Origin of the sequence: Pseudomonas sp. GL-R-26 (assembly GCF_019947365.1) — a bacterium.
GTDB lineage: Bacteria > Pseudomonadota > Gammaproteobacteria > Pseudomonadales > Pseudomonadaceae > Aquipseudomonas.
On the sequence record NZ_JAGYGI010000014.1, the window covers coordinates 68,919 to 89,528 of the forward strand.

Annotated in this window: 20 protein-coding genes; 10 read left to right on the forward strand and 10 right to left on the reverse strand. The window is 58.5% G+C overall.

What is annotated here, in order from left to right; translation table 11 throughout:
• The first annotated feature begins 138 nt into the window (after positions 1-138).
• Positions 139-1,095 carry a thioredoxin-disulfide reductase gene (trxB, locus tag KGA96_RS16285; protein ID WP_046040086.1) on the forward strand — a complete coding sequence of 319 codons (957 nt, stop codon included), beginning with the start codon at positions 139-141 and terminating at the stop codon, positions 1,093-1,095.
• A 173-nt stretch (positions 1,096-1,268) separates the two neighbouring features.
• On the opposite strand, the gene KGA96_RS16290 is transcribed toward trxB, so the two are convergent.
• From KGA96_RS16290 to KGA96_RS16315, 6 genes are all read right to left on the reverse strand, one after another.
• Positions 1,269-2,519, reverse strand: coding sequence for an aspartate aminotransferase family protein (locus KGA96_RS16290; protein WP_046040088.1), 1,251 nt, complete (start codon positions 2,517-2,519; stop codon positions 1,269-1,271).
• Positions 2,520-2,766: 247 nt separating this feature from the next.
• Positions 2,767-3,105 carry a HopJ type III effector protein gene (locus tag KGA96_RS16295; protein ID WP_223513628.1) on the reverse strand — a complete coding sequence of 113 codons (339 nt, stop codon included), beginning with the start codon at positions 3,103-3,105 and terminating at the stop codon, positions 2,767-2,769.
• Positions 3,098-3,394: a DUF1244 domain-containing protein gene (locus tag KGA96_RS16300; RefSeq protein ID WP_046040093.1), complete on the reverse strand. Its 297-nt coding sequence runs from the start codon at positions 3,392-3,394 to the stop codon at positions 3,098-3,100. Before KGA96_RS16300 ends, KGA96_RS16295 begins: the two co-directional genes overlap by 8 nt.
• Before the next feature lie 45 nt (positions 3,395-3,439).
• Complete coding sequence (locus KGA96_RS16305; RefSeq protein WP_223467473.1) at positions 3,440-4,186, reverse strand: hypothetical protein; 747 nt, start codon at positions 4,184-4,186, stop codon at positions 3,440-3,442.
• Entirely contained in the window at positions 4,179-4,877 is a 699-nt protein-coding gene (gene folM, locus KGA96_RS16310) for a dihydromonapterin reductase (protein ID WP_046040095.1), read from the reverse strand. The genes KGA96_RS16305 and folM overlap by 8 nt, the downstream gene beginning before the upstream one ends.
• Before the next feature lie 141 nt (positions 4,878-5,018).
• Positions 5,019-5,588 (reverse strand): antibiotic biosynthesis monooxygenase, encoded by a 570-nt coding sequence (locus KGA96_RS16315; protein WP_223513631.1) that lies wholly within the window; start codon positions 5,586-5,588, stop codon positions 5,019-5,021.
• A gap of 223 nt (positions 5,589-5,811) precedes the next feature.
• On the opposite strand from KGA96_RS16315, the gene KGA96_RS16320 reads away from it, so the two are divergent.
• Positions 5,812-6,771: a MerR family transcriptional regulator gene (locus tag KGA96_RS16320; RefSeq protein WP_046040098.1), complete on the forward strand. Its 960-nt coding sequence runs from the start codon at positions 5,812-5,814 to the stop codon at positions 6,769-6,771.
• A 3-nt stretch (positions 6,772-6,774) separates the two neighbouring features.
• Here KGA96_RS16320 and KGA96_RS16325 read toward each other — a convergent pair whose 3' ends face one another.
• Together KGA96_RS16325 and KGA96_RS16330 are read right to left on the reverse strand one after the other, a co-directional pair.
• Positions 6,775-7,380 carry a hypothetical protein gene (locus KGA96_RS16325; protein ID WP_223467468.1) on the reverse strand — a complete coding sequence of 202 codons (606 nt, stop codon included), beginning with the start codon at positions 7,378-7,380 and terminating at the stop codon, positions 6,775-6,777.
• A gap of 54 nt (positions 7,381-7,434) precedes the next feature.
• Positions 7,435-7,911, reverse strand: a complete 477-nt coding sequence (locus KGA96_RS16330; RefSeq protein ID WP_046040100.1) for a PAS domain S-box protein — start codon at positions 7,909-7,911, stop codon at positions 7,435-7,437.
• A 102-nt stretch (positions 7,912-8,013) separates the two neighbouring features.
• Here KGA96_RS16330 and KGA96_RS16335 point away from each other — a divergent pair, with 102 nt between their 5' ends.
• The 4 genes from KGA96_RS16335 (at position 8,014) to KGA96_RS16350 (ending at position 11,593) form a co-directional block, all read left to right on the forward strand.
• Complete coding sequence (locus tag KGA96_RS16335; protein ID WP_046040103.1) at positions 8,014-8,469, forward strand: flavodoxin; 456 nt, start codon at positions 8,014-8,016, stop codon at positions 8,467-8,469.
• A gap of 225 nt (positions 8,470-8,694) precedes the next feature.
• Positions 8,695-9,477 carry a class II aldolase/adducin family protein gene (locus tag KGA96_RS16340; protein WP_046040106.1) on the forward strand — a complete coding sequence of 261 codons (783 nt, stop codon included), beginning with the start codon at positions 8,695-8,697 and terminating at the stop codon, positions 9,475-9,477.
• Positions 9,477-10,379, forward strand: coding sequence for an alpha/beta fold hydrolase (locus KGA96_RS16345; protein WP_046040109.1), 903 nt, complete (start codon positions 9,477-9,479; stop codon positions 10,377-10,379). The genes KGA96_RS16340 and KGA96_RS16345 overlap by 1 nt, the downstream gene beginning before the upstream one ends.
• A gap of 302 nt (positions 10,380-10,681) precedes the next feature.
• The gene (locus tag KGA96_RS16350) at positions 10,682-11,593 is read left to right on the forward strand and encodes an SDR family oxidoreductase (protein WP_223513635.1); all 912 of its coding nucleotides are present in this window, start codon (positions 10,682-10,684) and stop codon (positions 11,591-11,593) included.
• A gap of 73 nt (positions 11,594-11,666) precedes the next feature.
• On the opposite strand, the gene KGA96_RS16355 is transcribed toward KGA96_RS16350, so the two are convergent.
• Positions 11,667-12,437, reverse strand: coding sequence for an N-acetylmuramoyl-L-alanine amidase (locus tag KGA96_RS16355; RefSeq protein WP_223467465.1), 771 nt, complete (start codon positions 12,435-12,437; stop codon positions 11,667-11,669).
• Between the two features lie 591 nt (positions 12,438-13,028).
• Between KGA96_RS16355 and KGA96_RS16360 the strand changes: the two genes are divergently transcribed.
• The 4 genes from KGA96_RS16360 to KGA96_RS16375 all read left to right on the forward strand — a co-directional run bounded on the left by KGA96_RS16360 (position 13,029) and on the right by KGA96_RS16375 (position 19,764).
• A complete protein-coding gene (locus KGA96_RS16360) occupies positions 13,029-14,822 on the forward strand; it encodes a DUF1302 domain-containing protein (RefSeq protein WP_223513638.1) in 1,794 nt (597 codons plus the stop codon).
• 23 nt (positions 14,823-14,845) lie between these two features.
• Positions 14,846-16,216 carry a DUF1329 domain-containing protein gene (locus tag KGA96_RS16365; protein ID WP_046040116.1) on the forward strand — a complete coding sequence of 457 codons (1,371 nt, stop codon included), beginning with the start codon at positions 14,846-14,848 and terminating at the stop codon, positions 16,214-16,216.
• Between the two features lie 141 nt (positions 16,217-16,357).
• Entirely contained in the window at positions 16,358-18,901 is a 2,544-nt protein-coding gene (locus tag KGA96_RS16370; RefSeq protein ID WP_223513641.1) for a LuxR C-terminal-related transcriptional regulator, read from the forward strand.
• 173 nt (positions 18,902-19,074) lie between these two features.
• On the forward strand, positions 19,075-19,764 hold the full coding sequence (locus KGA96_RS16375) for a hypothetical protein (protein ID WP_223513643.1): 690 nt from the start codon (positions 19,075-19,077) through the stop codon (positions 19,762-19,764).
• A gap of 3 nt (positions 19,765-19,767) precedes the next feature.
• On the opposite strand, the gene KGA96_RS16380 is transcribed toward KGA96_RS16375, so the two are convergent.
• The gene (locus KGA96_RS16380) at positions 19,768-20,553 is read right to left on the reverse strand and encodes an IclR family transcriptional regulator (protein WP_046040119.1); all 786 of its coding nucleotides are present in this window, start codon (positions 20,551-20,553) and stop codon (positions 19,768-19,770) included.
• Between the last annotated feature and the right edge of the window lie 57 nt (positions 20,554-20,610).

Consider the following 20,610-nt stretch of genomic DNA (forward strand, 5'->3'; position numbering starts at 1 on the left):
CGATACGCTGCACCCAATCTTTTTACAGGACGGTCGGGTTCAAGCCTTCCCCAAGTGCTTTCAACCGTTCTTTTTTATTCCAGCCGGCAATCCGGCGTTCCGCGCCAGGGATTCCGGGCCGGTCAACAGGAGCAGGTCATGTCTGAAGTCCGTCATTCGCGAGTGATTATTCTCGGTTCCGGCCCTGCCGGTTACAGCGCCGCGGTCTATGCCGCCCGTGCCAACCTCAAGCCACTGCTGATCACCGGCATGCAGGCCGGCGGTCAATTGACCACCACCACCGAAGTCGACAACTGGCCGGGCGACGTCCACGGCCTGACCGGCCCGGCGCTGATGGAGCGGATGCGCGAGCACGCCGAGCGCTTTGAAACCGAGATCGTTTTCGATCACATCAATGCCGTGGACTTCGCTGCCAAGCCTTACACCCTGACCGGCGACAGCGCGACTTACACCTGCGACGCACTGATCATCGCCACCGGCGCCAGCGCTCGTTACCTGGGCCTGCCATCGGAAGAAACCTTCATGGGCAAAGGCGTTTCGGCCTGCGCGACCTGCGACGGTTTCTTCTACCGCAACAAGCCTGTGGCTGTGGTCGGCGGCGGCAACACCGCTGTTGAAGAAGCCCTGTACCTGGCCAACATCGCCAGCAAGGTCACCCTGATCCACCGTCGCGAGACCTTCCGCGCCGAGAAGATCCTGATCGACAAGCTGAATGCCCGTGTTGCCGAAGGCAAGATCGAGCTGAAGCTGAACGCGACCCTGGACGAAGTGCTGGGTGACAACATGGGCGTGACCGGTGCCCGCCTGAAGAACAACGACGGCAGCTTCGACGAAGTAAAAGTCGACGGCGTGTTCATCGCCATCGGCCACACCCCGAACACTTCGCTGTTCGAAGGCCAACTGACCCTGAAAGACGGTTATCTGGTTGTGCAGGGCGGCCGTGACGGCAACGCCACTGCGACCAACCTCGAAGGTATCTTCGCCGCCGGTGACGTGGCTGATCACGTGTACCGTCAGGCCATCACCTCCGCTGGCGCCGGTTGCATGGCGGCACTGGATGCCGAGCGTTACCTCGACAATCTGCAGAACGCTTGATTCTGCTTTCGTCGAAATGAAAAAACCGGCTTCGGCCGGTTTTTTTGTGCCTTCGAAAAATGCGATGACCTTGTAGGAGCGAGCCTGCTCGCGATTGCGGTGATTCAGTCGACATCAATCTTGAATGAAAAATCGCTATCGCGAGCAGGCTCGCTCCTACAGGGATTGTGCGTTCAAATCAGTTTTGCCAGGCACGCCTCAAGGATATCCAGGCCTTCCTCCAGTACCGCAGCCTCGATGGTCAACGGCGCCAGCAAGCGAATGATGTGCCGCGATTTTCCGCTGGGCATCAGTAGCAGGCCCGCATCCCGCGCCAGAGCCAGCAGTTGGGTCAATTGTGCCGGTGCGGGCGAGCCATCGGCGTTGATCAACTCGATACCCCGCATGGCGCCGACGCCGGTCAGGCGTCCCAGGTATGGCGTCAGGTTGTTCGCGCGCCAGGTTGCATGGCGGCCGACAATCGCTTCTTCCTGTTGGGTGCCCCAGGCATGCAGGTTGGCATCGGTCATTTCGTCCAGGGTTGCCAGTGCCGCTGCGCAGGCGATGGGGTTGCCGGAGTAAGTGCCACCGAGTCCGCCCTTGGGCAAGTTGTCCAGCAGCGACTTGCGCCCGACCACCGCACCCAGCGGCACACCGCCGGCGATGCTTTTGCCGAGCAGGATCAGGTCCGGCTCGATGCCCAGTCGCGAGAACGCGAAGCGCTGGCCGGTACGGCCGAAACCGGACTGGATTTCATCGGCAATCAGCACAATGCCCTTGTCGTCGCAGAACTTGCGCAGCGCCTGGGCGAACTCGACCTCCATGGCCAGGAAGCCCGCTTCGCCCTGCACCGGTTCGACGATAAAACAGGCGACGTCTTCGACATCAATCTCGACGCTGAACAGGCGCTCCATGGCTTTGAGGGCCTCGGCACAGGTGACGCCGTTGTCCTGGCTAGGGAAGGGCAGGTGAAACACCGGCCCCGGCAGCACGCCGACTTTCTGTTTGTACGGCGCGACTTTGCCATTGAGGTTGAGGGTGGCCAGTGTGCGACCGTGGAAAGCGCCGTCGAAGGCGATGACCGCGCTACGGCCGGTGGCGCCACGGACGATCTTCAGGGCGTTTTCCGCCGCTTCCGCGCCGCTGTTGGTGAGCATGCCGCTGACCGGGTAATCCACCGGGATGAACGTGCTCAGGCGATCCATCAGCTCGAGGTAAGGCACATGGGGAGCAGCGTTGAACGCGTAGTGGGTCAGTCGGGTGGCTTGTTCGCGAATGGCCTCGACGATGCGCGGATGGCAATGGCCGAGGTTGAGTACGCCGATGCCACCGACGAAGTCGATGTAGCGTTTTCCATCGGTGTCCCAGACCTCGGCGTTTTTGCCGTGGCTGAGCGTGACAGGGTGAACGATGTTGATCGACTGGCTGATGGTTTCGCTGCGCATGAATGACCGGCTCGGAAGAAGGAGGGCTTCTTTTTATCTAAGCCGTGAGCGGCGCTACGGGGCAAACGAAATAAAGTTGCCGGGTCAATCTTAAAAGTCGGGTTGTGTTTCTGATCAGTTCCGCGCCGTGAACGCAGAACCTGTAGGAGCGAGCCTGCTCGCGATGGTGGTGAACGATTACGCGTAAACCAGAGGCCCAGCAGTGCTCTTGAGTTTTTCGCGAGCAGGCTCGCTCCTACAATTTGAATCAGCGGCGGGTCAGCGGCGGCTGAGCGAACTTCACACCAGCCAGTCCATGGGCAATCAACGCCCGGATGTTGCCGTGATCGCTGCCTTCAGGCGTCGCCAGCACCGAACGGTAATGCTCGCCAAAAGCCAGCAGCGCTTCTTCATCGCTCAAGCCTTCGAGCAGCGCCAGACCCAATGTCTTGCACGAGCCTTCGTTCTGCCCGGCCGCGTTTTCGACTCCACCGTTGTTGAAGGCCTGGGGCTGGTAGTCGTAACCGGCGGCGATGAAGGCCAAAGTGTCGGCGAAGGCATGTTCGCCGGTCTTGAGGCTGGCGCGCAGGGTGTTCAAATCACTCATTGGGTTTTCCTTTGGCGAACGCCGCTTGCTGGTCGGCGCTGGCTTCTTGCTGATATTGGGCTTTCCATTCGGCGTACGGCATGCCGTAAACCACTTCGCGGGCTTCGTCGAGGCTGACCTCGATCTGGCGGTCGTCGGCCGCCGCCTTGTACCACTTGGACAGGCAGTTGCGGCAAAAACCCGAGAGGTTCATCAGGTCGATGTTCTGCACATCCTTGCGGCTGTCCAGGTGGGCCACCAGCCGGCGAAAGGCGGCGGCTTCGAGTTCCAGGCGTTGTTGATCGGTCATGGGGGCTCTCGCACGCTATGAGGCAAAGTTATTGAAAGGACGGGACTATAAAGGCGCGGGGTCGGCGTCGGTAAAGATGTTCACCGAGTTGCGTTCGGCAGTCCGGATGAACGACTGCGTCATCATTGCGATGTCCTGAATGATGAACAGTTTCTTATCCGGACTGTTGAGCAGGTCAGTGGAAATGTTAGTGCCATCCTGCATACCTGGCCATGTGCACCAGATGGACAGCACTTGCTCGCCGGAGTTTTTGATAGTGGCTTGCTCGAAATTGACTTTGTAACCCACCGACTCTGCACCGCCGAAGGTGTACTGGAAGATGTCCTTGATGGTCTCTACCGACTCAGTGGTTTTCAGGAAGTAGGCAACGATGATCCGGTCAACATTGAAACCGACCCACATTTTGGTTTTGGTATTTTTGTTGTGCAGACGATAGTTGGCACCAAAGATGTTGTTGATCGCAGATACCGCGACTTCAAGTTTTTGCCCATGCGAATCTTCGATGTTAGCCAGGGTTTTCGGCATGTTTTTGAGCAGCAGCGTTTCGGTCTTGCTGATCAGGTAGTGCAGGTTGGCCTCGCGCTCGCCAAAAATCAGTATCAGGCTGATGACCAGTGCGGTGGCTGCCAGTTGTGCCAGCGACAAGGACAACAGGATCCAGTCGCTGTGATCGGGAACACCGACAAAGGACAAAGACACATAAACCGCGGCCAACAGACACAGCGTCAACGCTGAAACAATGATCATTTTTATCCAGCGCGGCAGATAGATCAGCTTTTTCGAGTCAATCATTGATGATTCCTTTCTTGATGTGGCGCCCGCCATTAATGACGACGCTGGTTCCAGTGCTGTAGTTGGTGTTGAGCAAGAACATGACGGCGTCGATCAACGGTTGTGCGCCGGGCTCAAACTCGAGAAGGGCTTTCTTCAAGGTCCGCTGGGAGTATTCCTGAGTGCTGTTTTCCTTGAGGATGAGCAGGCCGGGAAGAATGGCGTTCACCCTGATCGTGGGGGCGTATTTCTCTGCGAAAGACAACACCATGTTTTGCAGTGCCGACTTGGTGGCCGCATATCCGATATGGCTCTTGCTACCCCGTGTTGAGGTTTCGTCGCAGATATGGATGATGTCGGATCTTTCCAGCCGCAGCAGATGCTCGCCAAGTTCCAGGTTCAAATGATAGGGCGCCTCGACATGAAGCTTGAACATGCTGTTCAGATTTTCCAGGCCATCGTCGAGCCACAGAGACGCGTTGTGGATCACCGCCCGCAAACTGTCGAAATTGGTTTTGATGTATGCGATCAGCGCCTCGCGATCGCTCTGGAGCTCAAGGTTTGCTTGGAACGGCAACATGTTCGGGTGCGGTGTCACTGGGTTTAAGGAGCGGCTGACGCAGATAACGGTATTGCCGGCCTCCGCCAGAGTAGTGGCAAGTTGGAGGCCGACGCGCTTGCTGGTACCGGTGACAAGTATTGGACTATTCATAGTTGTGCGATCAGCTTCAGTAGGTCTATGCACGGGCTAAATGCGTGCAGCATAACTGAAGTTTTCCCGCTAGCGGCCAGCTTCTCCCGCCCGTTGCGATCCCGATGTTATCGGTCTGTAGATCGATGAACGAAAGAAACGCTAGTGATCGCTGACCGAATTGACCGTCAATGAGGGTGATTGGGTTTTTTTATGCAGCCAGTCTGCAAGCGCATGGGTCGACAGGGGGATGAAGAAATACACCATCAACGGCGTCAGGCACAGGGTGCTGACGAACACGCGGGGCAGCAGCGCCATCTCGCTCATCAGCGGCCCCAGCACAAAGTTGAACAGCAGCGAGACCGGAAAGAACGCCAGCCAGATTGCCACGGCCTGTTTCCAGCGCGGCGGGCGTTGACCGACGGCACCGAACCAACCCTCGATGCCGCTGACCCGATGTTCTGTCGGGTGGGCGAACAGGTCGCTGCCACGTGCCAGCCAGGTAGTGCGCGAGGCCGAATGCTCCCAGGCGTGCAGGGTCTGTTCGTCGGCGAAGCGGAAAATGATCTGGAATTCGTCGTCCTCGGGCGGCGGAGCGAGCACACCGGAGCCGAGATAACCGGGAAAATCGGTGGCCAGTTGTTCGCCTTCGCGCAGCCAGGCAATCAGGTCCTGGTAACGTCCATTGGCAACGCGGCGTGCAACCATCAGCGTGACGGGAGGGGTAGACATTGTGTATCTCCGTGAGGCATTTGCGTCGCTCCGGATAGGAACTTCGCCAGGCACAGCGCCGGGGTGGTGGGCTGCGACTCGAAACAAGCAAGGATTATTCCTGATTCCGCCCGTGGCGTCTGCGACGTTTATCCGCTCATTCATTGCATCGATTTTTTACGGAAACTTTACGGGGCAGGGGCGTTAAAATAACGCTCGGACGATACAGAGATGTTTCAACAGGATGCCCATACTTACAGACGTTGCTTCAGGCTCCACGCAGGCCGTCGCTCTTGAACAGGAAGAACTCTTCCCTATTCGCGAGGTGGCGCGACTGACAGGTGTCAACCCGGTCACGCTTCGAGCCTGGGAACGACGATATGGCCTGATTGTTCCAACACGCACCGATAGCGGGCATCGACTCTATTCGATGTCCGATATCGAGCGTGTCCACAGCATCCTCGGCTGGATCGAGCGCGGGGTTGCCGTCAGCAAGATCGGCAAGATCCTGGCCAGGACCGAGCCGCTCCAGCCGTTGTCGCACATCATCCCCAACAGTCTTGTGGAAGCCGATTACGCGCAGTGGCGGCAGCAGGTGCTTGCTGCGGTCAACGGGTTTGACGACATTCGGCTGGAGCAGGTCTACGGTCAGATCTTTTCCAGTTACTCCCTGCCGGTGGTGTTTCAGGACATTCTGATGCCCATCTGGAAGCAGTTATTGCAACGCCAGGACCAGTTCGGTGGAACCAGCGAGTGGCTGTTCCTGGATGGCTTTCTGCGTTCCCGGGTGGTGCAGCGTTTGTTGTTGATTCGCGAAAAACAGCCGCGTCGCGTGGTCATCTGTGCCCTGGTTGGCCAGTGCCGGGAACTGGAACTGCTGGTCGCCGCCCTGTTCCTGAGTTCCGGGCCAGTGGCCGTTCGCGTGCTGAACATGGGCCAGCCATTCGAGGAACTGGCGCTGATGTGTGAAAGGATCAAACCCTTGGCGCTGGTGCTGTTTTCCAATCATGTGCCGGCTCCCGAGTTGCCGCGGCGCCTGAATCGCCTGGCCACGAGTCTGGAGTGCCGATTGTTGTTGGCCGGCGATGCTTGCGACCTGGTACAGGAAAGCCTGGCCGGGTCATCGATCGGTTGCCTGGGCAATGAAGGGGAGGTTATGAGCCAGCGTCTGAAGCAGTTCCTGGCGGGTACTCTGGATACTTGAGGTTCAGAGATGCAGCGCAGGATGAGTCAAACGATGCTGTTGCAGGATGAACTGGCGCAGGCGCTCGGTTTCGTCCGTATCGCTCTGGCTCAGTTGATAGGCGTAGAAGCCCTTTTCGTTTTCTTTCTCGAAGGTGCCGCGCAAGGCAATCCGCTCGTAGCCTGAGGGGCTGAACCACAAGGCGAAATGCTTCGGCGGTTTGGTCTTGTTGCGAGCTTCCAGCAAAACCCCTTTACACGACACTTCGTGTACCCACAGGGTGCCGGGTTGACCCTTGGCGTTTTCCAGGGCTACCGGTTCGTCCAGCACCAGGCGCCAAGGCCGGACCATCGGCCCGTCTTCATAGATGCTTGGCACGCCGAGACGCAAATGCAGCGCATGGAACTCGTCTTCCACCAGGTGCAGGGGGAAGGTCATTTGCTGGTTTTCGAAGCTGGCTTGAATGGTGACCTGCTCATGGGCCGCCAGGCGGGTGAGCAGGTCACGGATTTGCGAACCACCGTTGACGAGCAGGCTCGACGTCGCGTCCCGCACATTGAGTTGCGGGTTGTGTTGCATGGTCTGGATGAAATCCAGCTCATCCTGGGTCAGGAGCGCGTCGCGTTGCATGGCCAGCTCGAAAGATATAGTTACAAAGTCATTGGTGATTGTAGTTACTGACCATTAATTCTGAATTTCGTTTGCGCCGTTCGTCGCCTTGAGCGCGGCAAGCTCGGCCTGAAGTTCAGCCAACTGCCCCTCCAGCTGTGCCACGCGCTGTTGCGCCTTGACCTGCGCGGTGACGTCTTTCTGCACACCGACAAAATAGGTTTGCCCGTCCGCCGGATTTTTCACCGTTGAAAGGGACAATTCGTTCCAGAACGGTGTGCCGTCCTTGCGGTAGTTGCGCAGTATTTCCCGGCAGGATCCTTCACGGTTCAATGCATCGCGAATCAGCGGCAGGGCTTCCTGATCGCGGTCCCCCGACTGCAGGAAGCGACAATCCTGATAGAGGATTTCTTCACTGGAGTACCCCGTCAGGCGTTCGAACGCGGGGTTGACGTAAATGAGGATTTTGTCCTGATCGCCTTCCTTTTCGGCAATCACGATACCGTCATTGGAGGCATTGATCACCATTTGCAGCAGCTGTGCATTAATCATCGGAGTATCCTTTCCTGATTGATTGTCGATTGCATTCTAAAAGAACTATCACGACCGTGCTGTTAATATCCGGGTCTTTTACTCGGATTCAGGATCAGATTGATGAAAGTCGCCATCATTTCCGGCTCGGTGTACGGCACGGCCGAAGAAGTTGCCCGCCACGCCGCCAGCCTGTTGAAAGCCGCCGGTTTCGAAACCTGGCACAACCCCCGAGCGACCCTCGCCGACGTCCAGGCGTTTGGCCCCGAAGCCTTTCTGGCGGTGACCTCCACTACCGGCATGGGTGAGCTGCCGGACAACCTGCAACCGCTGTATTCGAGCATTCGTGACCAATTGCCAGCAGCCTGGCGCGGTTTGCCGGGCGCGGTGATCGGGTTGGGCGATGCGAGCTATGGCGATACTTTTTGTGGCGGCGGCGAGCAGATGCGCGAATTGTTCGGTGAACTGGGCATTCGCGAAGTACTGCCGATGCTGCGCCTGGATGCCAGTGAAAGCGTGACCCCTGAGACGGACGCCGAGCCTTGGCTGGCGGACCTGATCAGCGCACTGCGCGACTGAGCGTTGCCCCGGTACCAACGGCAGTCAGGGATCTGACAGTGCGCTGAAAGCTGCCTGTCAGACCTTTGCTGACGCCGGTCATTTGACATGGATCCAGGGCAGCAGGGCGGCTGACCCGCTGGGCCATCAAGCTGGCTGCCAACGCAACTACACGAACCTCAAGGGCTGACTAGACTCGGTAAACATAGGAAACACTCCATAATAAAAACATCGAGGCTTCTTGCCGTGACCGTCGCTCCCGTCCAATCGCCACCCAGTGTCAAAGACCAGGTCAGTGCTGCCGAGTGGCAGACCCGCGTCGATCTGGCGGCCTGTTATCGCCTGGTCGCCCAACATGGCTGGGATGACCTGATCTTCACCCATATCTCCGCCAAGGTGCCCGGCACCGAAGATTTCCTGATCAACCCGTTCGGGTTGATGTTTCACGAAATTACCGCGTCGAGCCTGGTCAAGGTAGATCAGGCCGGCAACAAGCTGATGGACAGTCCTTACGAGATCAATCCGGCGGGCTACACCATCCACAGCGCGGTGCATGAAGTTCGTCACGATGTCGTCTGCGTGCTCCATACCCACACGGCTTCGGGGGTGGCGGTGTCCGCACAGAAGCAGGGCGTTCTGCCGATAAGCCAACAGTCGTTGTTCGTGCTTTCCAGCCTGGCCTACCATGCCTACGAAGGCGTGGCGCTCAACCATGAAGAGAAAGTGCGTCTGCAGGCCGACCTCGGTGAAAACAATTTCCTGATGTTGCACAACCACGGTCTGCTGACCTGCGGCAGCACCATCGCCGATACGTTCCTGATGATGTTCACCTTTCAGCGTGCCTGCGACATTCAGGTCATGGCGCAAAACGGTGCCGCTGAACTGATCGCCATCGAACCGCAGATTCTGGCCGGCGCCAAAGCCATGATCGCGGGTGTCACCCGAAGTGCTCAAGGAATGGGCGGAGCGCTGGCCTGGCCGGCGCTGCTGCGCAAACTCGATAAACTGGACCCGGGTTATAAACTCTAATGGAACTCGCCGAGATCCCCCTGTGTGTCTGGCGCAAACGCAGCCAGACGTTCGTGTTCCGTGGCCAGAGCATCCGTTACTGGACAGCAGGACAGGGCGAGCCGCTGTTGCTCATTCACGGCTTTCCTTCCGCCAGTTGGGACTGGCATTACCTGTGGCAGCCATTGACCCAGCGTTTTCGCGTGATCGCTTGCGACATGCTGGGCTTCGGCGATTCGTCCAAACCGGTGAATCACGAATACAGCCTGCTGGAGCAAGCGGATCTGCAACAGGCACTGCTTGAACACCTGAATGTCGAACAGCCAGTGCACCTGCTCACCCACGATTATGGCGACAGCGTGGCCCAGGAACTGCTGGCCCGGCATTACGAATCGCGGTTGGAACTGGCCAGTTGCGTGTTTCTCAACGGCGGGCTGTTTCCGGAAACCCACCACCCGCTACTGATGCAAAAACTCTTGCTCAGTCCTTTGGGCTGGATGATTGGCCGCGCCTTCAGTCGTGAAGGCTTGGTGAGAAGCTTTCGGCAGATTTTCGGTCCGCAAACCCGTCCCAGTGAAAGCCAGATGGATGATTTCTGGAGTCTGGTCGAAAGCCAGCGTGGGCCACGGATCATGCACAAATTGATCGCCTACATCCCGGAGCGACGCGTCTGGCGCAACCGCTGGGTGAGCGCGATGCAACGCGGTGAAGTGCCGCTGCGAGTGATCGATGGCGGGGTCGATCCGGTCTCCGGCGTGCACATGGTCGAGCGTTACCGGGAGCTGATCCCGGATGCGGACACAGTGGTGTTGCCCGACATTGGCCACTACCCGCAGATCGAGGCCCCCGGCGAGGTGCTTAAGCACTACCTGGCGTTTCGCGATCAATTGCTCTTGCCGCCGCGCAAGGTGGCATGTTCCTGAACCTTAAAGTGAACTGTTGTGGCGAGGGGGCTTGTCGGATCGCCGCACCGCCCCGTTCGGCTGCGAAGCAGTCGTAAACCTGCTAAACGCGTTATACCTGAATCACTGCGCTGTATGGTTTGGGGCCGCTGCGCAGCCCAACGGGGGCAAGCCCCCTCGCCACAGGGTTTCGTGTCCATTTTCTCTATCAATCATCCCCCAGCCTTATCGCGCACCATTCAGCCTCCCCCGTGTTCATTGTGACCCGCTGCGCCGTGCCTGAAACTCGGACTCACTGTCCATTGGCCTGCTGGAGTCCCCCCATGAATGAGTCTGTGCGCTTCGAAGATAAAGTCGTGATCATCACCGGAGCCGGTGGCGGTCTGGGACGGACGCATGCACTTCTGTTCGCCAGGCAGGGCGCCAAGGTACTGGTCAACGATCTTGGCGGCTCGGCCCAGGGCGAAGGCGCCAATGCCTCGGCCGCTGACCGCGTGGTCGCGGAGATCCGCGAGGCTGGCGGCATTGCCGAAGCCAACCATGACTCGGTCACTGACGGTGACAAACTGGTCCAGCACGCCCTGGACGTCTTCGGTCGCGTCGACGTGGTGGTCAACAACGCCGGGATCCTGCGTGACAAGACCTTCCACAAAATGGATGACGCCGACTGGGACCTGGTTTACCGCGTCCACGTCGAAGGTGCCTACAAAGTCAGCCGTGCCGCCTGGCCGCACATGCGCGAGCAGAACTACGGCCGGGTGATTTTCACTGCGTCGACCTCGGGCATCTATGGCAACTTCGGCCAGTCCAACTACGGCATGGCCAAGCTCGGTCTCTACGGCCTGACGCGCACCCTGGCCATCGAAGGCCGCAAGAACAACATCCTGGTCAACGCCATCGCCCCCACCGGTGGCACGCGCATGACCGAAGGCCTGATCCCGCCGCAGGTCTTCGAGCAGCTCAAGCCGGAACTGGTCAGCCCGCTGGTGGTGTACCTGGCCAGCGAGAACTGCGAGGAAACCTCCGGTTTGTTTGAAGTCGGCGGCGGCTGGATGGGCAAGGTCCGCTGGGAGCGCAGCCTCGGCATCGGCTTCGATCCACGGGCCGGTTTCTCCCCGGAAGACGTGGCGGCGCACTGGCAGCAGATTTGCGACTTCGAAGGCGCGGCGCATCCGAAGGACAACATCGAAGCGCTGAAGGAAATGATGGGGAATTTGCAGAAGTATTCGCTCTGATAGCGCCGGCAAGGCCACATTGACTGACCTTGCCGGTTGTTGCATTGTCGGCTGCAAAGCCGTTTGCCAAGGGTCAGCCGGGGAAGTATTTGACAACCAACGCCTTCAAATTGGCGGCTGTCTGTGCATCCATTTTTCCATCGAAGTTTTCCGGGCGAAAATGCATCTGGAATGCCCGCACCAACTGTTGAAAGCCGCCGTCCGTTGACGCGCCCGAAACATCGTATCCATAGGATTTGAACAGCCCCAGCAATTCACTTCGGGCTGGAACCCCCGATCTGTTGTATTGGCGCAGATACTCGTCCCGAGTAGTTTCATCGAACCAGGCGCCGACACCTTTCAAGTAAAGCTCCCGCCAGGGAAACATCGGTCCCGGGTCACTTTTGCGGCCGATCGAAACATCGGAGTGGCCCAGAACTTGGGTCGGCGTGATATCCGGGTAACGCATGAGTATATTCAGCGCCAGTTGTTCAATCGCAGCAATCTGCTCAGGGTGATACGGCGGAAAGGTGAAGTCGCCTTTGTTGTCGGTCGCCAGGTTGACGACTTCAATGCCGATGGACGTGTCATTCAGATTGCTGCGGCTGCCCCACTGACTGACACCCGCGTGCCACGCACGATGAATTTCATCCACCAGGTTGAAAACTTCCTGCCCGGTATAGCCGGCTTTCAGGTAGCTGGGGTCCGTGATATCTGGAACCAGATAGTGCGCGCTGACATTCGGGCCGGTCAGGGCACTGACAGAGTTCGCAAAGTCTGCGGCCGTGTAGTGAAGAATCAGAAAGCGTATTCGACTGTTGAAACTTTTGGTTGAGCGATAGTGGTTGTAGATGATGGGTTTCATGGTTGCACTCGCAATAAGTAAGTTTGAAGCCGGACGAAGATAAAAGTCGTTCGCCGACTTGCTGTTCAACTTAATGACTCGAGTGCCTTTGGTGTTTACCTATGTTTGTAGGCGCTTTCTGAAAGAAATGTAGGAATGCGAAAGTTTGACTGTATGGTCAGGGGTTACCGACTGGCAGCCGTTACTCATCAAGAACCATCGCCCATAAAAAAGGCCGCTGCAAACGCAGCGGCCAAAGTAAGACGTTGGATCAGGAGCTACAAATCAACGTCAGTGAACACGGGGTGATGAACCGAATCTTCAATTCATCTGAAATCTTTCAGTCACGGTGCAGGCCGGTACAGGGTGCCTGCGGTGGTTTACCGTGACAGCCAGACAAGAATAAGCCCTTGGTGTCGTAGGAAAAATACCAATTACGGACATGCACTGTTGCAGCCCCGGCAACAGTCAGGATTCGGCTGCTCGTCGTCCGGGTGATGACCTGTACCAGTCATCCTTTAGAGGTACACCACGAATACCTCCTTGGTGCGCTTATCGGCCCCGATGCCCGGCAGTAGGGTGAGGCCTTCTGTCACTCACCGGGGAAGACGCATGACAAAAACAACAATGCGCGCCATCTTCACACCGCAGGCGCTGGCGGCTGCGGTGGCCTTGGGTTGCTGTGCCCAGGCGCAGGCCATTTCGTTCAACATCGGGGAAATCGAGGGGACATTCGACTCCTCGCTGTCGGTCGGCGCGAGCTGGGGCATGCGTGATGCGGATAGCGCGCTGGTGGGCACCGTCAACGGCGGTTCCGGCCAGTCTTCGACCGGCGACGACGGGCGATTGAATTTCAAGAAGGGTGAAACCTTCTCGAAGATCTTCAAGGGTATTCACGACCTCGAACTGAAGTACGGCGACACCGGTGGGTTTGTGCGTGGCAAGTACTGGTACGACTTTGAACTCAAGGATGAAAGCCGCCCATTCAAGGACATCAGCGATCACAACCGCAAAGAAGGCGCCAAGTCTTCAGGCGGACAAATCCTCGACGCTTTCGTCTATCACAACTACTCCCTCGCCGATTTGCCGGGCACGGTCCGCGCCGGCAAGCAGGTGGTCAGTTGGGGCGAGAGCACGTTCATCGGCAACTCGATCAACAGCATCAATCCGGTTGACGTGTCCGCGTTCCGTCGTCCTGGCGCCGAGATCAAGGAAGGCCTGATCCCGGTCAACATGCTGTTCGCCTCCCAGGGTCTGACGGATAAGTTGACCGTGGAAGGCTTCTATCAACTGGAATGGGACCAGACGGTCGTCGATAACTGCGGCACTTTCTTTGGTGTCGATGTGGTGGCGGACGGCTGCAACAAGGGCTACACCGTCGCCAACCCGGCCATCGCACCGCTGCAGCCGATTGCGGCTGCTTTTGGCCAGGGCTTCGAGGTCAGCAAGGAGGGGGTGATCGTTCCCCGTGGCGGCGACCGCGATGCCCGGGATTCCGGGCAGTGGGGTACGGCGTTGCGCTGGCTGGGGGACGACACCGAGTACGGCCTGTACTTCATGAACTACCACAGCCGTTCGCCGAATGTCGGGACCACCACCGCCGGCCTCAGTACGCTGGCAAGCATTCCGGGGATCGTTGCCGCCGCCAACCGCATCGCCCCCGGCAGCGGTTCGGGCCTGGCCCAAAGTGTGATGCTCGGTCGCGGCCAGTATTACCTCGAATACCCGGAGGACATCCGCCTCTACGGCGCGAGCTTCTCCACCACCTTATCCACCGGCACCGCGTGGAACGGGGAAATCAGCTACCGCCCCAACCTCCCGGTGCAGGTCAACACCAATGACCTGACCCTGGCCATGCTCAATCCGATCGCGGGTGGTGCGGCATCGCCCATCGCCACGTCCCCCGGGGCTGACAACAAGGGTTATCGCCGCAAGGAAGTGACGCAGATCCAGAGCACCCTGACGCACTTCATCGATCAGGTCGCCGGTGCGGATCGTCTGACCCTGGTGGGCGAGGCCGCAGTGGTTCGGGTCGGTGGTCTGGAGTCGCGCACCAAACTGCGCTACGGCCGCGACTCGGTGTATGGCCAATATGGTTTCGGCGGCGACACCGGCGGCTTCGTGACCTCGACTTCATGGGGTTATCGCGGCCGGGCCATCCTCGACTACAACAACCTCATCGCCGGGATCAACGTCAGGCCCAACCTCTCGTGGTCCCACGATGTCTCTGGCTATGGCCCCAACGGTCTGTTCAACGAAGGCGCCAAGGCGATCAGCCTCGGTGTCGATGCGGACTATCGCAACACCTACACCGCGAGCCTCAGTTACACCGACTTTTTCGGCGGGAACTACAACGTCCTCACCGACCGTGACTTCGTGGCGTTGAGCTTTGGTGTGAACTTCTGATCTGGCTGAAAAGGATGAATTCAATGCGCAAGATGATTCTGCAATTGGGCACCGTTCTGGCCCTGAGTCTGCTGGCCGCCAATGTGATGGCCGCGGTGTCGCCGGAAGAAGCCAGCAAGCTCGGCACCAGCCTTACACCGCTCGGTGCCGAGAAGACCGGCAATGCCGATGGCTCGATTCCGGCCTGGACCGGCGGCATCTCGAAAAACGCTGGCGCGGTGGATAGCAAAGGTTTCCTGGCCGACCCGTTCGCCAACGAAAAACCCTTGTTCGTGATCACCGCGGCGACCGTCGACAAGTACAAGGACAAGCTCTCCGACGGCCAGATCGCGATGTTCAAGCGCTATCCAGAGACTTACAGGATTCCGGTCTATCCCAGCCATCGCACCGTGGCGTTACCGGCAGAAATCTATGAGTCGGCCAAGCGCAGTGCACTGAACGTAACACCGATCAACGACGGTAACGGTCTGGCCAACTTCACCGGCAATCGCTACTACGCGTTCCCGATCCCGAAGAATGGCGTGGAAGTGATCTGGAACCATGTCACTCGTTACCACGGCGGCAATCTGCGCCGCACCATCACCCAGGCGACACCGCAGTCCAATGGCGACTTCACCGTGATCCGCTTCAAGGACGAGGTCGCCGTGCCGTCGTTGCTCAGCGATCTGAAACCGGGCAGCGACGATAACGTCCTCAACTACTTCAAGCAGGAAGTGACCGCGCCGGCGCGGCTGGCGGGCAACGTGTTGCTGGTCCACGAGACCCTCGACCAGGTCAAGGAGCCGCGCAAGGCCTGGATCTACAACGCAGGCCAGCGCCGGGTACGGCGTGCGCCACAGGTCGCTTATGACGGCGTCGGCACCTCATCCGACGGCCTGCGCACCACCGACAACTTCGACATGTTTTCCGGCGCGCCGGATCGCTACGACTGGAAACTGATCGGCAAGAAGGAGATGTACATCCCTTACAACAGCTACAAGCTCGACTCGCCAGACCTCAAGTACACCGATGTGATCAAGGCCGGGCACATCAATCAGGACCTGACTCGCTATGAGTTGCACCGGGTCTGGGAGGTTGTCGCCACGGTCAAGCCGAGCGAACGGCACGTGTACGCCAAGCGCCACATGTACATCGATGAAGACAGCTGGCAAGTGGCGCTGGCCGACCACTACGACGGGCGTGGCCAGCTCTGGCGTGTCGCCGAAGGGCATGCCCAGTTCTACTACGATCACCAGGTTCCGGCCTATACCGTCGAAGCGCTGTATGACCTGATCGCCGGCCGCTATATCGCCTTGGGAATGAAGAACGAAGAGAAGCGCAGCTTCGAATTCAACATCGATGCAAAAGCGGGGGACTACACGCCAGCAGCCTTGCGTAGCACGGGGGTTCGGTAGGTTTCCTACAGGCTCCTACACAAAAGGGTGACTTTGCGGTCACCTTTTTTATAGCGGTCGATCAGTGTGTTGAATACTTCTTCAACAAGCGCTCGGGAGGGGGCTAGGGTGGCGCCAGAATTATAAAAAAGGCGCACCACAATGACTGCAATGACGCACTGTCTGGACCGCCCTGGCTTTCTGCCCCGACTGTCGTCCCATCATTTGTCCCGCGAGCGGCTGATCGAGCCCATGCTGGTTTCGACCGCGCGGGTGAAGTTGCTTTGCGCACCGGCCGGTAGTGGCAAGAGCGCGTTGCTCACCGAATGCCTGCTACGGGCGCCGGAACACTTCCGGGTCTGTTGGCTGCCGCTGGCGGGGGCGTCCTTGAGCACAGTCGATTTTCTGTTGCGCCTGACGCAAGCGCTGGGCCTGCCCTCGACGGATGAGCCCGGGCTGCTGGCGCATCTGGCCCGATTACAGGCGCCGGTCTGGCTGTTTATCGATGATTACTGCCGGGCACCCAATCCGGAACTCGACCGGATGCTCGATCGCCTGTTGGCCGTCGCCAGCCCGGCACTGACCTGGTGGATGAGTTCCCGTCGACGACCACCCTGCAACTGGCCGCGGCTGCTGCTCGATGATGAGTTGTACGAGTGCGAGGGCCGGACGCTGGCGTTTAACGAGGCCGAGGTCGGGCAGTTGCTCGGTCATGTCGAGCCGACCCTGGCGGCACAAACCGCCAAAAGGGTGGTTCAGCGCAGCGGTGGCTGGTGCGCTGGCGTGCGGATCGCGTTGCTCAATGGTTGTCCGTGGTCGGGTGAGCAAGGGCGTTCGGCGACATTGCTCGATTATCTGCAACACGAGTTGTTCAACACCTTGCCGCCGGAGTTGGTCGAGGTCTGGAAGGTGCTGGTTCATCTGCCACGGTTCAACGCCAGCTTGTGCGAGCATCTTTTCGGTACGGGTGAGGGCGCGCAGTGGCTGCACGCGTTGCAGGACATGGGCTGCTTCATTGAACCATGGGAAGACTCCGTCGAGTGGTTGCGGGTCTTCGAACCACTGGCCAGGGAGATGCGTGAAGAACCGACCCCGGCCGGGCGATCCTGGCATCGCCGCGCGTGCCAATGGTTCAGCGCCGAAGAAGACTGGCAGGGGGCCTTCGAGCAGGCGTTGCTGGCGCAAGAGCATGAGGTCGCGGTCAGTCTGTTGCAACACTTCAGTTTTGAGCATCTATTCAAGCGTCAGAACGTCAGCTGGTTACTCAAGCTGCACGAGCAACTGGGTGAACAGTTGACCCTGGGCACGCCGCAACGGGTGGGGTTGATCACTGCAGCATTGCTGTTTGCCGGGCGTTTCGAGCAGGCGGCTGCCTGCATCGGGCAACTGTCCCGATTTGCCCCGCAACCGACGGCATCCTTGCAACGGCAACTGCTGGCGCGTTGGCAGGCGCAACAGGGTTGGTTGCTGCATTTGCAGGGGCGCCTGCCGGCGGCACGGGCTCATTTTATCGAGGCACTGGACGAACTGGCGGCGGAGGCGTGGCCCGCACGGTTGCTGTGTCTGTCCGGGTTGACCCAGCAAGCGCTGCTCAACGCCGACCTCGATGCCGCTCAGGCCTTCAATCGTGACGCACTGTGCTTGGCGCGGGCACAAGGTTCGTTGCTGTTTGAAGGCTTGCTTGAACTCGATCATGCACAGTTGCTGGAACAGCGTGGTGCACCGCGGCGAGCGGGGCAGTTGCTGGCCGACATCCATGAAATGCTCGGACGGCAGGCTGATCGACCGATGCCGTTGCTGGGACGAATCGCCTTGCGGCGTGGGCGGTTGGCCCTCTGCCAGGGCCAGGATGAATTGGCCGGTGAATGTTTCCAGGCGGGCCTTGATGACTGCCTGCACAGTCAGGACAAACACGTGTTGTACGGGTTTCTCGGGCAGGCGCAACTGGCGGCCAATGAACGTGATTACGCCCAAGCATTTGATCGTCTGCGCGAGGCCGAACGGTTGATGCAGCAACGGCAGATCCCCGACACTGTTTATCGCGGCGTGCTGCTGCAAATCAGCAGTCATTTCTGGCTGCAACAAGGGCGACCGGAGCTGGCGCGGGAGGCGCTGACCCGGGTCTTGCGTCATTACCGCGGGGCCCACGCGCGCCAGGCACCGCCGGCTACACTGCAACTGATTGCGCGTATCGAATACCAGTTGGTGTTGGCCGAGACTCAACTGCAACTGGTGCAACGTCCACTGGATCGACTCAAGGCGTTACTCGAGCACGCGCAACAACACGCCATGGTGGCGCTGGAAACGGAGCTGCAATTGGCCATCTGCGAAGTGGCGGACCTGACGGGTGAACCGGACATGGCCCACGCAGCACTGGAGGCCGGACTGGCGTTGGTCAAACGTTGTCAGGGGCAACAGGCATTGCGTGATTTGAACTTGCGTCAGCCGAGCCTGATCAGTCGTTTACAAGGCGAGGAGACGGTGACCGCGCTGGCCCTGGATGCCAGCCTGCTGAGTATTCGGGAACTGGAAGTGCTCGGCCTGATTGCCCAGGGCAGTTCCAATCAGCAAATTGCCGAGCAGTTGTTCATTTCGTTGCATACGGTGAAAACCCATGCCCGGCGCATTCACAGCAAGTTGGGTGTGGAACGGCGTACACAGGCAGTTGCCATGGCGAAGAAGTTGGGGTTGATAATGCAGGTCTGATAGTTGTTGGTTTTTAGTCGGGAAATTAATTAAAACATATTGTCGCGTGCATAAATAACTGTGTTGATTAGTATGGTCAGTGGCGCTGGCAAATAAGCAATTGGTTGCGATGTCAGTACATTGAACGACAGGTCGAGCAGGATGCTCGGCTCTTAACGTGACAGGAAGTCTGTATGAGTGACAGTTTTTTTTCTAACAGTAAGATTGTGCTATTGAAGCGTATTCGTGCGGATTTCGCCGTCGAGGTGCTGTTGACTGAACGCTTGGGGGGACTCGGGATCAACCCGTTCAAGACCTATCTGAATACGCTGGTTGATATTCTTGGCACTGACGTCAGCGAGTCCAGGACGTTATTCGATGAGACGCTGGAGTGGGTTGAGAAAGAGTCACTGCCTAATTATATTCAGGGTATCAATGGGGTCTTCAATCGGCCATATACTTTTGAGCGGGAACATCAGGTTGAAGGACTGGATCTGATAGAGTTTGAAAGAATAGTAATGGATACCGTCCGTTGGTTGATCGATGCGCCCTCAATCAATCTTTCAAAACGCTCGATCAAGGTTTCTGGTCTTGAACAGGTCCATGCAGCGTTAAAGTATCAGATCCCGGAAATCAATATTGATAACGTGTACTTGACCAGCTTTGTGACTGAGCCGGACGGGCGAAAGATACTTCAATCCAGAAGTCTGGCCGAAGATATCTTTGCTCATTTTCAACATGATGAAATTCCTTACTATCACGGCGAAGGACTGGGCGTTTATTCGGTCGCCTACAGTTCCCGGGAATCTGATGTGCATCCGCAACTCACGATCAAGGACATCAGCGACCTGGTGATCGAAATTGCTCCGGATTTCCTGATCTGAAACTCAGGGACTTTCGTAGCCCATTCTCCAACTGATGGCCCGTGTCGCAGCCAGTAACCGCTGCGCCGCCGGGCCGTTTTCATCGGCATGGAACAGCGAGGTCGGCCCGACCACGGTCAGTACTGCCGCGATCCTGCCCATGGCGTTGAACACCGGTGCCGACAGGGCATCCACTCCCGGCATCAACAATCCATGCACATGATGCAGGCCCCGATGGCGAATCTGTTCGCTCATCGTTGTATAGGCCTGATCATCCGCCAGGGCGTGGGCGGTAACGTTTTGCAGTTCCTGTTTACGCAGATCCACGGTTTCACGCGCAGGCAAGTAAGCGCCAAACACCAGTCCCGTCGAAGAACTGAGCAATGGCAACACCGAGCCCAGTTGTGTCACCACAGTCACTGCACGCACCGCCGGTTCGATATGCACCACGGTCGCGCCCTGATTGCCCCACACCGCCAGAAAACAGGTTTCGTTCAAGTCATCGCGCAGTTCAGCCAGGGGCAGGGCGGCGACTTTCAGCACGTCCATACTGTTGAGTGCCGCCAACCCTACGCGCAAGGCTTCGCGGCCCAGGCCGTAATGGTTGGTGGCGGCGTTCTGTTCGGCGAATCCGCTGGCGATCAAGGCCTGCAAATAGCGGTGAACCTTGCTCGCCGGCATCTGCACGTGTTCGGCCAGGCGCGACAGCGAAGTCGAGGGCGACAACTCGGCCAGAGCCTTGAGGATGTCGGTGCCAACCTCGGCCGAGCGGACTTTCTGTTTGCCGTTGCTGTCGCTGGTCTTTTCCATGGTGGTGCTGTGATCCCGGGACGAATGGGCGTCTTTATAGCTTGACGGTCAATACCA

What these genes read in the sequence shown, in the direction of transcription:
- trxB (WP_046040086.1), top strand. Translation starts at nt 139, where the DNA reads ATGTCTGAAGTCCGTCATTCGCGAGTGATTATTCTCGGTTCCGGCCCT.
- KGA96_RS16290 (WP_046040088.1), bottom strand. Translation starts at nt 2,519, where the DNA reads ATGCGCAGCGAAACCATCAGCCAGTCGATCAACATCGTTCACCCTGTC.
- KGA96_RS16295 (WP_223513628.1), bottom strand. Translation starts at nt 3,105, where the DNA reads ATGAGTGATTTGAACACCCTGCGCGCCAGCCTCAAGACCGGCGAACAT.
- KGA96_RS16300 (WP_046040093.1), bottom strand. Translation starts at nt 3,394, where the DNA reads ATGACCGATCAACAACGCCTGGAACTCGAAGCCGCCGCCTTTCGCCGG.
- KGA96_RS16305 (WP_223467473.1), bottom strand. Translation starts at nt 4,186, where the DNA reads ATGATTGACTCGAAAAAGCTGATCTATCTGCCGCGCTGGATAAAAATG.
- folM (WP_046040095.1), bottom strand. Translation starts at nt 4,877, where the DNA reads ATGAATAGTCCAATACTTGTCACCGGTACCAGCAAGCGCGTCGGCCTC.
- KGA96_RS16315 (WP_223513631.1), bottom strand. Translation starts at nt 5,588, where the DNA reads ATGTCTACCCCTCCCGTCACGCTGATGGTTGCACGCCGCGTTGCCAAT.
- KGA96_RS16320 (WP_046040098.1), top strand. Translation starts at nt 5,812, where the DNA reads ATGCCCATACTTACAGACGTTGCTTCAGGCTCCACGCAGGCCGTCGCT.
- KGA96_RS16325 (WP_223467468.1), bottom strand. Translation starts at nt 7,380, where the DNA reads ATGCAACGCGACGCGCTCCTGACCCAGGATGAGCTGGATTTCATCCAG.
- KGA96_RS16330 (WP_046040100.1), bottom strand. Translation starts at nt 7,911, where the DNA reads ATGATTAATGCACAGCTGCTGCAAATGGTGATCAATGCCTCCAATGAC.
- KGA96_RS16335 (WP_046040103.1), top strand. Translation starts at nt 8,014, where the DNA reads ATGAAAGTCGCCATCATTTCCGGCTCGGTGTACGGCACGGCCGAAGAA.
- KGA96_RS16345 (WP_046040109.1), top strand. Translation starts at nt 9,477, where the DNA reads ATGGAACTCGCCGAGATCCCCCTGTGTGTCTGGCGCAAACGCAGCCAG.
- KGA96_RS16350 (WP_223513635.1), top strand. Translation starts at nt 10,682, where the DNA reads ATGAATGAGTCTGTGCGCTTCGAAGATAAAGTCGTGATCATCACCGGA.
- KGA96_RS16355 (WP_223467465.1), bottom strand. Translation starts at nt 12,437, where the DNA reads ATGAAACCCATCATCTACAACCACTATCGCTCAACCAAAAGTTTCAAC.
- KGA96_RS16360 (WP_223513638.1), top strand. Translation starts at nt 13,029, where the DNA reads ATGACAAAAACAACAATGCGCGCCATCTTCACACCGCAGGCGCTGGCG.
- KGA96_RS16365 (WP_046040116.1), top strand. Translation starts at nt 14,846, where the DNA reads ATGCGCAAGATGATTCTGCAATTGGGCACCGTTCTGGCCCTGAGTCTG.
- KGA96_RS16370 (WP_223513641.1), top strand. Translation starts at nt 16,358, where the DNA reads ATGACTGCAATGACGCACTGTCTGGACCGCCCTGGCTTTCTGCCCCGA.
- KGA96_RS16375 (WP_223513643.1), top strand. Translation starts at nt 19,075, where the DNA reads ATGAGTGACAGTTTTTTTTCTAACAGTAAGATTGTGCTATTGAAGCGT.
- KGA96_RS16380 (WP_046040119.1), bottom strand. Translation starts at nt 20,553, where the DNA reads ATGGAAAAGACCAGCGACAGCAACGGCAAACAGAAAGTCCGCTCGGCC.